Source organism: Flaviramulus sp. BrNp1-15, from assembly GCF_022259695.1.
Taxonomy (GTDB): domain Bacteria; phylum Bacteroidota; class Bacteroidia; order Flavobacteriales; family Flavobacteriaceae; genus BrNp1-15.
In genome coordinates this window covers 127,971-143,632 of record NZ_CP092099.1, presented here as the reverse complement: position 1 = coordinate 143,632, position 15,662 = coordinate 127,971, and the positions used below count along the sequence as shown (strand labels likewise).

Genomic DNA, 15,662 nt, shown 5'->3' with positions numbered 1-15,662 from the left:
TTAATTTTTATGATTTTAAATTAAGTTTTAAACTTAATTCTGTTAGTTGATCATCATCAATTGGAGCAGGCGCATCAATCATAACATCACGTCCTGCATTGTTTTTAGGAAATGCAATAAAATCTCTAATGGTTTCTTGTCCTCCTAAAATAGCAACTAATCTATCTAATCCAAAAGCTAAACCTCCATGCGGAGGTGCGCCATATTGGAAAGCATCCATTAAAAAGCCGAATTGAGCTTTTGCTTCTTCGGGTGTAAACCCTAAATAATCAAACATTAAAGCTTGGGTTTCTTTATCATGTATTCTTATTGAACCACCACCAATTTCATTCCCATTTAAAACTAAATCGTAAGCATTTGCTTTTACAGCGCCTGGATCTGTTTTTAATAATTCTAACTGTCCAGGTTTAGGTGATGTAAAAGGGTGGTGCATAGCGTGGTAGCGCTCGGTTTCTTCGTCCCATTCTAAAAGTGGGAAATCCATAACCCAAAGTGGTGCAAATTCATTAGGTTTACGTAAACCTAAACGCTCTGCTAATTCCATACGTAATGCACTTAGCTGCGTGCGAACTTTATTAGTGTTTCCAGAAAGCACACAGATTAAGTCACCTGGTTTTGCTCCTGTAACTTCTGCCCATTTTGCTAAATCTTCTTGGTTGTAAAATTTATCTACCGAAGATTTGTAGCTTCCATCGTCGTTACATCTACAGTAAACCATTCCTAAAGCGCCAATTTGAGGTCGCTTTACCCAATCAACAAGTTTGTCTATTTCTTTTCTGGTATAACTATTTCCACCTGGAACAGCAATACCAACAACCAATTCAGCGTCATTAAAAACGCCAAAATCTTTGTGTTGAGCAACTTGGTTTAACTCGCCAAATTGCATGCCGAAACGAATATCTGGTTTGTCGTTTCCGTACAAACGCAACGCATCATCATAAAGCATTCTTGGAAATTTCTCTATTTCTACACCATTAACTTCTTTAAGTAGGTGGCGCGTTAAACCTTCAAAAGCGTTTAAAATATCTTCTTGCTCTATAAACGCCATTTCACAATCTATTTGTGTGAATTCTGGTTGTCTGTCGGCACGTAAATCTTCGTCTCTAAAACATTTTACAATCTGGAAATATTTATCCATGCCACCAACCATAAGCAATTGCTTAAAAGTTTGCGGTGATTGTGGTAGCGCATAAAATTGACCTGCATTCATTCTACTAGGAACAACAAAATCGCGCGCACCTTCTGGTGTAGATTTAATTAAATAAGGTGTTTCTACCTCAATAAAACCTTCTCTTGAAAGATAGTTTCTAACTTCTTGAGTAACTTTATGTCTAAAAATTAAACTGTTTTTTACTGGGTTACGACGAATATCTAAATAACGATATTTCATTCTTAAATCTTCGCCACCATCGGTTTTGTCTTCAATAGTAAAAGGAGGAAGTTTAGCCTCATTTAAAACGTTTAATTCTGATACCAATATCTCAACATCTCCCGTTGGAATATTTGGATTTTTTGAAGCACGCTCAATAACGGTTCCTTTAACTTGAATTACAAATTCTCTACCTAAGTTTTGTGCTTGTTCAATTAAGGTTTTAGAAGTTCTTTCTTCATCAAATACCAACTGCGTGATACCATATCGGTCTCGTAAATCTACCCAAACAATAAACCCTTTATCTCTAGATTTTTGAACCCAACCAGCTAGGGTAATTTCTGTGTTAATATGTGATGCTCTTAACTCACCACAATTATGACTTCTGTACATAGTAAAATTTTGATGTGCAAATTTAATCAAATACAACAGAGTATGAGTTGTTATAGTTATTTTTTTAAGGTTGAATAATTAAATTAGGTGATAATACTGCGTGACAATACAATATATGTATTTTCGTATTAAAATATCAAGTTGATAATTTATTGTTTTATATTTTGCTGATTACTAGATTTTTTAACCCTTTTATTGTTAAAATATTATATGCACGCATAATATTTTCAGTCATTTTCATAAATTGTGCACATAATATATATATATTAGCTAAACTAATTCAAAACTAAAAGATTATGAGCAAATCATTGCATTTTAAAATGTACTTATTAGTTGTGTTGCTTTTTCCTATAACAATTTTTGCTCAAGGCAAGGTTACAGGAATAGTAACAGACGGTACAAACAATTTACCCCTAGGAGGAGCAAGTGTTATTATTAAAGGAACTTCGACTGGAACTACATCAGACTTTGATGGAAATTATAGTTTAGATGTAAATAATTTTCCGGTTACATTATTATTTACTTCACTAGGCTTCGAAACGTTAGAGCAAGTAGTTAACTCTGCTGGTCAAGTTAATGTTACATTACAAGAATCTGCAACAGCATTAGAAGAAGTTGTTATAACAGGTTTGGCTTCAAGTACAAAAAGGTCAAATTCAGCTAATGCAGTAGCATCTATTTCATCTGAAAACCTTACTGGAATTACGGTTCAATCCGGTCTGGATGCTGCACTTTATGGTAAATTTAATGGTGCAGAAATTAAAGCAAATTCGGGAGCTCCTGGTGGAGGCTTATCCATGCGTTTAAGAGGTGTTACTTCTATTTTTGGAGATCAACAACCTTTATTTATTGTCGATGGAGTATATGTTGATAATTCAACAATTGGTTTAGGTAATAATATCGTAAGTCAAGCTGCTGGAGGAGGTAATCCATCTACTAACCAAGATGACGCTTCAAATAGAATAGCAGATATTGATCCAGAAGATATTGAAACTGTAGAGATACTTAAAGGAGCATCGGCAGCGGCTATTTATGGATCAAGAGCAGCTGGAGGTGTAGTTCTTATTACAACAAAACGTGGAAAACAAGGAAAGCCTAAGGTTTCATTTTCACAAGTTCTTGGAGTAAGAAGCCCTACACAATTACTTGGCTTAAGAGATTATACACAAGCACAGATTACAGCTTTAGGAGGTCCAAATAACCCAACTTTAAGAGATTATGAAGCTGAAATTTTTGATCATACTCGAATTTCATCAACAACTCGTTTTTCCTCATCTGGAGGTAATGAGAAATCAGATTATTTCTTTGGCATGACACACCGAAATGAGCCTGGTTTAGTAGATAATACAGGTTATTCTAAAAGTTCAGTACGATTAAATATTGGACAAAAATTTAATGATTGGTTCGATTTATATGTAACATCTAATTACATTAATTCTGAATCTGATCGTGGGTTTTTTAATAATGGTAATGCTAACCGCACAGTAGGATATGCTCTTGCTTTTACCTATCCTTGGGAAAATTTATCACCTGTTGATGGAACATACCCACAAGGAGGCGCGGGCTCTAATGTTTTAGAAACCAACGCAATTACTACTAACAAGGAAGAAGTAAACCGGTTTATTGGAAGTGCAAAAACAAATATTAAACTCCTAACTACAGATAAAAATAGCTTAAAATTGGTTTTAGAAGGAGGTTTTGATCAATATACTTTAAGAACAACAAGTATTTTTCCAAAATCATTATCCTATTTTAGAGATCCAAGCTCACTAGGAGGTGTTTCTATTTCAGGAACTACTATAAATTCAAATTACAACTTATCAGCATTTTTAGTTCATAATTTGAATTTAAATAATGGTTTAAGCTTTACATCACAAATAGGTAGCTTCTTTCAAAATTTTGATCGCAACACAGTTATTACAATAGCTACTGGTTTAAATGGTTCTCAAACTAATTTAGGGCAGTCAACAAATGTTTCAACTCAACAAGTTGTTCAGCCTCAGAAAGATGCAGGGTTTTTCTTTCAAGAAGAAATAAATTATGAAGATAAAATTATTGGTACTTTTGGTATTAGAGGTGATAAATCTACTAATAATGGTAATGCAAATAAGATGAACTACTATCCTAAAGCAAATTTAGCGATTAATTTACATAAATTTAATTTTTGGTCGTTAGATGAAATCAACTATTTTAAACCAAGAATTGCTTATGGTGAAGCTGGAAGGTTTCCAAATTTCAATGACAGATTTTCACTTATGAATGCACAATTTATTGGTGGTTCATCTGGATTGAGTCCAGCAGATTTGAGAGGTAATCCAGATATAGGCCCAGAACGACAACAAGAGTTAGAATATGGTTTGGACTTTGGTATTTTAGATAGACGATTAAATTTTGAGATATCATTTTATAATAAAAAGATTGACGATTTATTAATTCAATCTCAATTCCCAACATCTTCTGGTTTTACGCGATTGGTTGTGAATGGGGGAGAATTAGAGAATAAAGGTGTAGAGTTAGGATTGAATGCAAACATTTTAGCGAAAAAAGACTTTTCATGGAATGCGAGTTTGAAGTGGTGGAAGAACAAATCTGAAGTAACAAGATTAGATGTGCCATCATTTACAACTGGAGGTTTTGCAGCTTCATTAGGAACTTTTTTAATTCAAGAAGGCAAGAGCGCTACCCAAATAGTAGGTACATATGATTCTAGTGCATTTACTGCCGAAGAAATATCTCAAAGAGATCCTGAGGGAGATGGTTTTTTTGTGTATGGTAATGCAGAACCAGATTTTCAAATGTCTTGGTTTAACGAAATAAGTTATAAGAATATTGATTTTACATTCTTATGGCATTGGAAAAAAGGTGGAGATAACATTAATTTAACAACATTGTTGTATGATTTAGCTGGTACAACTTGGGATTATAACGATACAGGTTTAGACCCGTCAGGACAACTATCAAATGGAGATTACAGAGCAAGTCAAGCATTTGTAAATCCAGACCCTGTAATTGAAGATGCTGGTTATTTAAAGTTGAGAGAAATTGGAGTTTTTTATACTTTGCCTGATGGATTAATTAAGTATGCAGATATGATTAAAATAGGTGTGTCTGGAAGAAACTTAATTAATATTTTTGATTATAATAGCTATGATCCAGAAGTATCTAATTTTGGTAATAATGTACTAGCAAACAATGTTGAAGTAACTCCTTACCCAACATCAAAGTTTATTAATTTTCACTTAAATGTTAACTTCTAAAAAAAACTATTATGAAAAATATATTTATAAAGCTTTTTATGCTAATGGTAATTACAATATTTTGTAGTTGCAATTTAGATGAAATAGAAAATCCTAATGCACCTACAGTAAGTAGTTTTGCTAATGGAGCAAGTCAAGCAGATATACAGTTATTGGCAACTGGAGTAGAAGCTGTGATGCGAAATGACTTAGCATTTCATTATGATACGGTTAGTATTTTAGGGCGTGAGTATTATGATTTAACCGGTGTTGATCCTCGCTATACAGGAGAATTATTAAAAGGGCCTTTAGATAATAATGGGTTTTTAACTACTAGATCTTATGCAGCTTGGTACAAAGTTGTTAAATCTGCTAATGTTTTAATTGAAGCGGTTGAAAATTCTGCTGCTGGTTTTACAGATGAAATTAAAAACAGTTATTACGGGTATGCTAAAACACTTAAAGCTTATGCTTTATTAATGCTTGCTAATAGACAATATTCAAACGGGATTAGATTAGATGTTGCAGATCCAGACAACCTAGGGCCTAACGTTGATTATACTACAGCTTTAACAGGCATAATGGATATTTTGAATGACGCAAATACAGACTTAGCTAATTCTTCACCTGAATTCGATTTCAGTATTAGTAATGGCTTTTCTGGGTTTAACACCACTGCGTCTTTTAGTGAGTTTAATAGAGCGATAGCTGCAAGAGTAGCATTATATCAAGACAATAACTCCATGGCTCTATCATTATTAAGTAACTCATTTTTTGATATGAATGGTGATTTGTATAATGGTGTTGCACATGTTTTTGGTCTTACAGGTAATGATATTTTAAATACGCAATATCATGTTCCTGGACAATCAGGTCAAGAATTTATGATACATAATTCTTGGATTAATGATGCAGAAGCTGGAGATGCTAGAGTTGCCGATAAATCATTTCAATTGACAGGAGGAACATCTTTTGATGGACTTTCTGCAGACTATCAAATAGCAATATACGATAGTAATACAGATCCTGTATATTTAATTAGAAATGAAGAACTTATATTGATTTATGCTGAAGCAAATATTGGTTCTAATAATCCCGAAGCTATTGAAGCTATTAACGTTGTAAGGAATGCTTCAGGTTTAATTGATTATTCAGGAGGAGTTACAGATGATGATTTAATAGAGGAGGTTCTTAACCAAAGACGATATTCTTTATTAGGTGAAGGTCACCGTTGGATAGATTTAAGAAGGTTGAATAAGTTAGACGCAACTTATATACCTTTAGATAGAGCAGGAGATAATATAATTGATGCCTTTCCTACTCCATTTTCGGAAAATATTAATTAAAACAAAATTAAATTATAAAAAAAGCCTCAACATATGTTGAGGCTTTTTTTATGAAAATTCATTCAAATTTAACAAGTGAAACATCAACAGTTAAAATTAACAATAAAATAATTTTTTAACCATTAATTTATTAAATACTCTAAATTTAGTTAAAAATTTTGATTTATTTTCATTAATAGAGCGTATAATATGCATATCTTAGCAATGACTAATTCAAAATAAAAAAATTATGAACAAATTATTACATTTAAAATCTTTGATATTACTAATGTTTTTTGGAGTATCAGGGTTAATTATGGGACAAGAAGTCTCAGGTACGGTTACAGATGATTCTGGAGGACTACCTGGTGTATCGGTAGTTGTGAAAGGAACTACTGTAGGAACTACTACAGATTTTAATGGAAACTATTCAATTAATGCAAATACCGGAGATGTTTTGGTGTTTTCTTATGTTGGTTATGAAACCCAAGAAAATGTAGTTTTGGGAAATACAATGAATGTTGCGATGCAATCGGGTGTTGCATTAGAACAAATTGTGCTTATTGGATCGAGAAACCCTGCTAGAACAGCTATAGATACTCCGGTTCCAGTCGATGTTATTAATGTTGCTGAGTTAACTTCGGCAGGTCCTCAAGTAAATTTAAATCAAATTTTAAATTTTGTTGCACCTTCGTTTACATCAAATACACAAACTATTTCAGATGGAACCGATCACATTGATCCAGCTTCATTACGTGGTTTAGGACCAGATCAAGTTTTAGTTTTAATTAACGGAAAAAGAAGACATAATTCGTCTTTGGTAAATGTAAATGGAACATTTGGTAGAGGTAGTGTTGGTACAGATTTAAATGCCATCCCATCAGGAGCCATAAAGCGATTAGAAGTATTACGTGACGGAGCTGCAGCTCAATATGGATCGGATGCAATAGCAGGCGTTATAAATATTGTTTTAAATGAAAATGTTAACGAGTTAACATTAAATATGACAACGGGAGCTCATTTTTCTGAAAATGCTAACGACCAAACAGGAGGTGTTGATGGAGAGACAGTAAATATTAGTGCCAATTATGGATTAGCTTTGGGCGAAAAAGGAGGTTTTATAAATTTCACTGGTGATTTTGATTTTAGAGAACATTACAGTAGAATGAAAGAATGGGAAGGTGATGTTTTTAACCTTTATAACACCGTTGAAAGATTTGCAAATAATGATGGATATAATTTGTCTAATTTATTAGATGATGATGTTACTGATGTTATACAATATGCTAATGCTGCTGGTATTAATTTAAATGGAGCAACTACAAAAGAGGACTTACAACCTATTTTAAGTGAAGATAATACAACAGCAGAATTAGCCGCAAGAGGATTGGAGAGAAGCGATTTTAACATGCGAGTTGGTCAATCTGAAGTTCGTGGTGGGCGCTTTTTTGCAAACATGTCTTTACCTTTAGATGATGAAGGTACAGAACTATATTCTTTTGCAGGAGTGAGCTCTAGAAAAGGAAATTCTGCTGGTTTTTATCGTCTACCAAACCAAAGTAGAACCTATACACCAGCTTATATAAATGGATTTTTACCAGAAATTAATTCAACAATTGCAGATAAATCTTTTGCTGTGGGTATAAAAGGAGTAGTTAATGGTTGGAATATTGATTTAAGTAACACTTGGGGAAAAAACGGCTTTTTATACACGATAGGTAATACCTTTAATGCTTCTCGCCAAAATGCCTCTCCAACAACTTTTGATGCTGGGGGATTTAACTTTGCACAGAATACGGTTAACTTAGATATTAATCAGTTTTATGATGATATTTTAAACGGACTTAACGTGGCATTCGGTGCAGAATACCGATTAGAGAACTATGAAATTGTTGCCGGTGAAGAAGCATCTTATGGTCAATATACTCAAGAAGGAGAGTTAATTACATTACCAACACAAAGTCCTGCAGTTGACTTTTTTGGAAACGGAAGACCTGGTGGTTCTCAAGTTTTTCCTGGATTCAGTCCAGCAAATGAATTATCAAGAGATAGAAGTAGTGTAGCTGGGTATTTTGATTTAGAAGCTGATTTTTCTGAAACTTTTTTAGCAAGTTTTGCAACACGCTTCGAAAACTATTCAGATTTCGGTTCAACTATAAACTTTAAATTAGCAACAAGATTAAAAGCTAGCGAAAATTTAAATTTAAGAGCAGCTTTAAATACTGGTTTTAGAGCACCATCCTTACATCAGTTAAATTTCAACTCTACATCAACCATATTTCAAGATGGTATTCCTGTAGAGGTTGGAACATTTTCAAACGATAGTAGAGCAGCAAAACTTTTAGGAATTCCGCAATTAAAAGAAGAAACTTCTAAAAGTGTTAGTTTAGGGTTTACAACTGATTTGCCAGATGCTAATGTAACTATAACTGTAGATGGTTATTGGGTAGGAATTGATGACAGAGTTGTTTATACAGGACAGTTTAGAGGTCCTGGAACAGGAACAGAACTAGATAATTTATTGTCACAAGCTAATGCCTCTGCAGCTTCATTTTTCGCAAATGCGATTGATACGGAATCAAAAGGTATTGATGCCGTAGTTACATGGGATCTTGTTGTAGCAAATAAAGCGAAATTAAAAAACACTTTTTCTGCAACTTTATCTAAAACAAAAAAAGTAGGAGATATTAAAGCTTCTAGAGTTTTAGAAGATGCTGGTTTAGTAGGCACATATTTCCCAGAAGATAGTAGGATTTACCTTGAAGAAGCTGTACCAAGAACAAAAGTAAATTTAACTAATAATTTAAGTTCTGGTAAATGGAATGTATTTTTAAGGAATGTTTGGTTTGGTAAGGTTTCAGAGGCTACAACAAATATTGATAATCAGCAAGTTTTTGATTCTAAATTGGTAACCGATTTATCTTTTGGTTATCAAGCTTCTGAAAGTTTAACACTTACAGTTGGAGCTAATAATTTACTAGATGTTTTTCCAGATAGAGCTATTGAAGCTAACAGAAGTGGTGGGCGTTTTGATTGGTCAAGACGTTCTCAACAATTTGGTATAGGAGGTCGATTCCTTTTTGCAAGAGTTAGTTTTAAATTGAAATAAAAAACCTAATTAATTTGATAATAAAAAAGCCTCAACGTATGTTGAGGCTTTTTTATGAATTTTGATAAAGCTATTTTATTTCTAAGCGTTTATCCATATTAAAAATTTCTTGAGAAGCAGTTGTATTTACAACTCTATTTTTAAATAACCACATTTTAAATTTTGTTATTAAATAAAATAGAATTGGAACTACAACAAGTGTTAAAAAGGTTGCTATTATAAGGCCAAAAATAACGGTCCATGCTAATGGCCCCCAGAAAATAACATTATCACCTCCCATATAAATATGAGGGTTAAACTCGCTTAATAGTGTAAAGAAGTTAATGTTTAAACCTATAGCTAACGGTATTAATCCTAAAATAGTTGTAATTGCTGTTAGCAATACAGGACGTAAACGTGCTTTTCCACCTTTAACAATAGCTTCTAAAAGTTCATTTTCTTCTATATATTGGTCATCTTCCAAGTTATGTTCTACTTTCTTTCTGTCAATTAAAAGTTGAGTGTAATCTAAAAGAACCACACCATTATTAACTACAATTCCAGCCAGTGAAATAATTCCCATCATAGTCATCATTATAACAAATGAACTACCTGTTATTACAATACCTCCAAAAACACCAATTAAACTCAAGAAAATAGCAATCATAATAATACCAGGCTTTGAAACCGAGTTAAATTGAAATATTAAAATGAAGAAAATTAACCCTAGTCCAGTAAAGAATGCACCCATTAAAAATGCCATTTGTTTGTTTTGTTCTTCTATTTGACCAGTGTAATCAATTTTTACTCCATCAGGTTTTTCTGTAAAACTTTGCATTTCATGTTGAATTTTAGATACAATTGCTCCTGCATCAGTAAAACCTGGAGATAAAGCAGAATAAAGTGTTACAACACGTTTTACATCTCTATGTTTAATAGCGCTAAAACCAGAAGTGTTATTTTGTTTAGCAACAGTAGAAACAGGGACTTCTTTTATTTGTCCAGAAGCCATATCTCTAAAGGTTATTTTCTGATTGAAAATAGCACTTGTATTATATCTGTTTTCTTCATTAAAACGCACATAAATATCATAATCTTCACCATCTTTTTTGAAAACACCAGCTTTAGCTCCAAAAATGGAGTTACGCAATTGTTGACCAACTTGACCTGAACTTACTCCAAGTTCTCCTGCTTTTTTCCTATCAATGTGAACTTGCATAGAAGGTTTCGATTTATTAACATCAATCTTCAACTCGTCTATTCCTTGAATATTTTTGGAGTTGATGAAATCGCGCATGTTTTCAGCTGTAGTAATAAGTTCAGAATAATCATCACCTTCTAGTTCTAAGTTTATAGGATAACCAGCAGGTGGTCCTGCAGCATCTTTTTCAACAGAGATTGCAACACCAGGATAAATTCCTTTTAAATCTTCCTGAACCTTTTTAAGCAAATCGTTACTATCAGTACCTTTTCTGAATTTATACTCGCGCATAGTGGCGGTAATTTTTCCACGATGTGGCATTTCTGCCTGAGAACCACCATCTGTCTGAGGGTTTCCAGCACCTTCACCAACTTGAGAAACCGCACTTTCTGTTAAGAAATTGAAATCTCCTTCCATATATTCAGAATCGTTTATAATTTTATAAACACGCTGTTCAATATCTTTGGTAATAGCATTAGTCTTTTTAATATCAGTACCTTCAGGATATTCTATATAAACAATAATTTGGTTTGGTGTGTTATCTGGAAAGAATTCTACTTTTGTACGTTGACTACTTACAGAAGCACCAAAACCGATAAAAGAAATAATAAGTAAAAGAAAAGTACCTATAGTTATTAATTGAGGTTTTTTCCCGCTTAATGCAAAACGTAATGTTTTTTCATACATATTTTCCATAAGTGGCAAAATGTTGTTTTGAAATCCATTTGACCATTTTCTTAAGAATAATCTATAAATCCAGAGTAGAATTACAGTTACTATCATTAAGGTCCCTAAACCTCTATAGCTTCCGCCAAAGGCAAAAATTAAAACACCTATTACACCAAATATTATGGAGATTCTAATAATTTGCTTTAAAGGCATATTCTTGTCTTCAATAGTCATGAATTGAGATACCATAACAGAGTTAAAGAAAATGGCAACAAATAATGATGATCCTAAAACAACTGATAATGTGATTGGGAAATAAATCATAAACTGACCCATTACACCTGGCCATAATCCTAATGGAACAAAAGCTGCAACAGTAGTTGCTGTTGAAATAATGATAGGAAAGGCAATTTCTCCAATTCCTTTTTTGGCAGCTTCAATTCTAGTCATGCCCTCATCTTCCATTAAACGATAAACGTTTTCAACTACTACAATTCCATTATCCACCAACATTCCTAATCCCATAATTAATCCAAAAAGAATCATGGTATTCATGGTATAGCCTAAATAATTCAAAATCATTAGCGACATGAACATAGACATAGGAATGGCAAAACCAACAAATAATGCGTTTTTAAAGCCCAAAAAGAACATTAAAACAGTTACTACCAGAATAATACCGAAGATGATGTTGTTTACTAAATCATCTACTTGACCAATGGTTTTTGATGATTGATCGTTGGCAATAGTTACTTTTAAATCTGGTGGGAACACATTTTTTAAAGCATTGTCTACAATAACTTGAATTTGTTCTGCAGCAGCTACCATATTTTTACCTGCTCGCTTTTTAACATCAAGCATCACAACAGGTTTCCCAAATTCTCTGGCATAAGTTGTTTTATCCTCATCTTTAAAGGTTACGTTTGCTACATCTTTAAGGTAAATAGGATTGTTATGTTCTGTTTTTACAACAAAGCTTTCTAGTTCTTTTGGGTCTTCAATCTCGCCTAAAATTCTAATAGTTCGTCGCTGCCCACTTGTAATTAAATTACCTGCAGACATAGTCAAGTTTTCTCTACTTATAGTATTTATAATGTCATCAAAACTTACCTGAGCAGCCATCATTTTATAAATATCCACGGCAACTTCTACCTCTTTTTCTTGAGCACCACGAATATCTACTTGTTTAATTTCTATTAAACTTTCAATTTCATCTTCTAGATATTCACCATACTCTTTAAGTTTGTCTACAGGGTAGTCGCCTGAAATATTGATGTTTAGAATAGGCATTTCTTCAGACATACTTAAATCAAAAACATTAGGCTCTACTTTTGCTCCATTAAATGTTGGCCAATCTTCGCCTGCAGTTTCAGAGTCTATTTCGTCTTTTACTTTTTGTTTTGCTGCATCAACAGAAATGTTTTCATCGAATTCTACAATAACTATAGAGTAGTCTTCTTGCGAGGTTGAGGTGATTTCTACAACATTACTAACCGTTTTTAATTTATCTTCAATAGGGTCTGTAATTAGCTTTTCTATGTCTTCGGCAGTATTTCCAGGATAAATAGAACTTACATATATTTTAGTTTCTTTTATTTCTGGAAAACTTTCTCTAGGCATACTAAAATAAGCTCCTGCACCTAAAAAAAGAATAACAGCAATTAAAACATATATGGTTGTTTTGTTATGTATTGCCCAAGACGATAAACCAAACTCTTTATCAACTTGTTTATGTTTTTTATTTTTTTTCTTTGTCATGATTGATTGTTTTTTTTTGCAACTTCTTATTTAAAAGAAATTTGCATTAATGAGTTAGTTAAGGCTATTACTGTATGAGGATACAAAGTTTATTCAACCATTAAAATTTTAACTTCTTGTCCGTCTTGTACACTTCGTGCACCTTCATCAATTATTTCCTCACCGTTTTCAATACCTGAGAGTACTTCAATGAAATCGCCTTGTGTTTTACCGGTTTCAATAAACACTCTTTTGGCTTTTGCAATACTGTCGTTTTTCTCTATAATAGTGTAAACATATTGTTGACCTTCTGCATTTTCTGAAATAATACTTTGCGGAATTAAAATGGCCTTTTCGTTTGTGTAATCGTTAATTTTAAGTTTAGCCGTAAGGTTTGGTTTTATTGAAGTGTCTTTATTAGGAATTTCTACTTCTACCTTAAAAGTTCTATTTGCAGGATTTATAAAGTTTCCAGCCTGACGTACCTTAGCAGTGATTTCTTTTCCTAGAATTGGAAAATCTACTTTTACTTCTTTTCCTTTTATAATATCTGAAACATAGCGTTCTGGAACATCGGTTTCAATATACATATCGTTAAGGTTTACAATTCTAAACAATGCAGTTTGACCAGGAGCAACTACTGAGCCTTGATCTGTAATAACATCATCAATAGTTCCTGTAAAGGGTGCACGAACTAAAGTTTTTCCAACTTGTTGTTCTAATTGATTCACAGCTTGTTGTTGTGCTTCGTAATTAGATTTTGCTTGTAAATACTGAATTTCGCTTCCTATTTTTTGATTCCACAGACGTTCTTGACGCTCGAAAGTTGTTTTAGCTAAATCTGATTGAATTTTTAATTGTGCCAATTGCTGACTTAAACCACCATCATCGATTTTTGCTAATATTTGTCCTTTAGTTACTCGATCTCCTTCTTTAACATAAACACGACTTAAAACGCCCGAAAACTCTGGGTAAATAACTAAATTTTGTTTTGTGTTTACATTACCTTGTAATTCTACAAAGTGATTAAAAATGGATTCTTTAGCAGCAAAAGTGGTTATTAAAGGCACTTTTTCTTGAGGGTCTAAATCTTTAATTTTAGCTTCTAATTGTTTTAATTGCAAAGAAATTTCTTGAGATGTAGCATCCAATTCGGTTTTCTTTTCTCTAATAAGTTCTAAATTGTTGGTAGCAATTATGTCTTCTACAGATTCTTTCTTTTCACCTCCTCCACACGAGCTTAAAATTAAGGCTACTAAAATTAGTGTATATATATTTTTCATTTTATTGATTGGTTTTTAGTTATTTACAGAGTTTAAAATAGTTTCTAATGCTGCTTTGTTGTTTACAACATCTAACATGGCTTGTAAAAACTCTTGTTGTGCAGCATATAATTGTGTTTGTGCCTGACGTAACTCAAAGCTAGAGCCTATACCTTCAAAGAATTTGGTTTGGTTTTTAGCTTCAATTCTTTCGGCAAGATTTAAGTTTTGTTTTTTGTTTTGATAATCTTCAATAGCAAATTGGTAATCGCTTTTTGCCGACGCTATTTGTAGTTTTAAACGTTGTTTAGTTTCGATTAAATCATCTTTAGATTTGTCTAAATTAATTCTGGCGCGTTGTGTAGCGGCGCTTCTTCCTAGCGAACTAAATATAGGAATGTTTAAAGTTACACCTAACAATGAAGAGCCAAACCATTTCTGGTCCTTACTTGTAAAATTGAACTCATCACCAAAAGCAGAATATCCTCCATTAATAAATGTATTTAATGTTGGTAATGCTTTACTTTTTTCTAGTTTTAAAAGTAATTCTTTAGATGTTTTATCGTTTTCAGCAATCTTATAGTCTATTGTGTTTTCAACTGTTTCATCGGCTTCTAGTAAACCTAAATCCATATGTTCTGCTGTTAGGTTTTCTAAGCTATCAGTTAAAAAAGTGGGATTATTTATATCTAAACCAAGTGTAATATTTAACATTTGATATGCTAAATCTTTTAATCTGGTAATATTTTTAAGATTACTTTCTACACCAGAAAGCGTTATTTGAAGTTGCTCAACACTTTCCTCTTCTTCTAAACCATTTTCATAAATTTTCTTTATTTCAAAAAGGTTTTTCTCTAAAGTTTCAACATTCTTGTTTAAAATATTTACGCTTTCTTCTGCTAATAAAACATTTCCATAAGCTTCTATAACAGCTTTTCTAACTTCTAAATCTGTTTTTTCTTTAGCATTTTTAGAGATTTGTAAATACACTTTAGCCGATTGTAAACCTACTAAATATGAGCCATCAAATATTTTTTGTGTTATGGTTGCTGTTGCATTAACACTCTGTTTGGTTCCAAAAACAACCTCTGAAAATTCACCAGGGTTGCCTCCAAAAAACTCTGCTGGAATTAATGAAACTTGTTGTTTTAAAAAGTTTTGATAATCTACAGATGCACTAATTTGAGGAAGCCCTGTAGCTGTGGTTTCCCATTTTTGTTTTTCTGCAGCTTCAATATCTCTTGAGGCGTTTTTTGCAGTTCTATTATTTTCTAACGCAAAGTTAATAGCTTCTTGCAACGAAAAACTTTGCCTGTTTTCTTGAGAAAACATCGTTATAGAAATTAATAAACTAAAGTATATAATTAGTTTGCGATTCATTT

At 32.7% G+C, this 15,662-nt stretch carries 7 protein-coding genes; 3 read left to right on the top strand and 4 right to left on the bottom strand.

The features are described 5' to 3' along the window. Nucleotides 1–7: 7 nt before the first annotated feature. On the bottom strand, nucleotides 8–1,762 hold the full coding sequence (gene aspS / locus MBM09_RS00590; RefSeq protein ID WP_238674908.1) for an aspartate--tRNA ligase: 1,755 nt from the start codon (nucleotides 1,760–1,762) through the stop codon (nucleotides 8–10). A 296-nt stretch (nucleotides 1,763–2,058) separates the two neighbouring features. Between aspS and MBM09_RS00585 the strand changes: the two genes are divergently transcribed. From MBM09_RS00585 to MBM09_RS00575, 3 genes are all read left to right on the top strand, one after another. After that, on the top strand, nucleotides 2,059–5,019 hold the full coding sequence (locus MBM09_RS00585; RefSeq protein ID WP_238674907.1) for a SusC/RagA family TonB-linked outer membrane protein: 2,961 nt from the start codon (nucleotides 2,059–2,061) through the stop codon (nucleotides 5,017–5,019). Nucleotides 5,020–5,030: 11 nt separating this feature from the next. Beyond that, nucleotides 5,031–6,344 carry a RagB/SusD family nutrient uptake outer membrane protein gene (locus MBM09_RS00580; RefSeq protein WP_238674906.1) on the top strand — a complete coding sequence of 438 codons (1,314 nt, stop codon included), beginning with the start codon at nucleotides 5,031–5,033 and terminating at the stop codon, nucleotides 6,342–6,344. A 229-nt stretch (nucleotides 6,345–6,573) separates the two neighbouring features. Next, the gene (locus MBM09_RS00575) at nucleotides 6,574–9,432 is read left to right on the top strand and encodes a TonB-dependent receptor domain-containing protein (protein WP_370569713.1); all 2,859 of its coding nucleotides are present in this window, start codon (nucleotides 6,574–6,576) and stop codon (nucleotides 9,430–9,432) included. A gap of 70 nt (nucleotides 9,433–9,502) precedes the next feature. On the opposite strand, the gene MBM09_RS00570 is transcribed toward MBM09_RS00575, so the two are convergent. The 3 genes from MBM09_RS00570 to MBM09_RS00560 all read right to left on the bottom strand — a co-directional run bounded on the left by MBM09_RS00570 (nucleotide 9,503) and on the right by MBM09_RS00560 (nucleotide 15,660). Then, a complete protein-coding gene (locus MBM09_RS00570; RefSeq protein WP_238674905.1) occupies nucleotides 9,503–13,039 on the bottom strand; it encodes an efflux RND transporter permease subunit in 3,537 nt (1,178 codons plus the stop codon). A gap of 89 nt (nucleotides 13,040–13,128) precedes the next feature. Further along, on the bottom strand, nucleotides 13,129–14,301 hold the full coding sequence (locus MBM09_RS00565; protein WP_238674904.1) for an efflux RND transporter periplasmic adaptor subunit: 1,173 nt from the start codon (nucleotides 14,299–14,301) through the stop codon (nucleotides 13,129–13,131). A gap of 15 nt (nucleotides 14,302–14,316) precedes the next feature. Next, nucleotides 14,317–15,660: a TolC family protein gene (locus MBM09_RS00560; RefSeq protein WP_238674903.1), complete on the bottom strand. Its 1,344-nt coding sequence runs from the start codon at nucleotides 15,658–15,660 to the stop codon at nucleotides 14,317–14,319. Nucleotides 15,661–15,662 lie beyond the last annotated feature (2 nt).

What these genes read in the sequence shown, in the direction of transcription:
- aspS (WP_238674908.1), bottom strand. Translation starts at nt 1,762, where the DNA reads ATGTACAGAAGTCATAATTGTGGTGAGTTAAGAGCATCACATATTAAC.
- MBM09_RS00585 (WP_238674907.1), top strand. Translation starts at nt 2,059, where the DNA reads ATGAGCAAATCATTGCATTTTAAAATGTACTTATTAGTTGTGTTGCTT.
- MBM09_RS00580 (WP_238674906.1), top strand. Translation starts at nt 5,031, where the DNA reads ATGAAAAATATATTTATAAAGCTTTTTATGCTAATGGTAATTACAATA.
- MBM09_RS00575 (WP_370569713.1), top strand. Translation starts at nt 6,574, where the DNA reads ATGAACAAATTATTACATTTAAAATCTTTGATATTACTAATGTTTTTT.
- MBM09_RS00570 (WP_238674905.1), bottom strand. Translation starts at nt 13,039, where the DNA reads ATGACAAAGAAAAAAAATAAAAAACATAAACAAGTTGATAAAGAGTTT.
- MBM09_RS00565 (WP_238674904.1), bottom strand. Translation starts at nt 14,301, where the DNA reads ATGAAAAATATATATACACTAATTTTAGTAGCCTTAATTTTAAGCTCG.
- MBM09_RS00560 (WP_238674903.1), bottom strand. Translation starts at nt 15,660, where the DNA reads ATGAATCGCAAACTAATTATATACTTTAGTTTATTAATTTCTATAACG.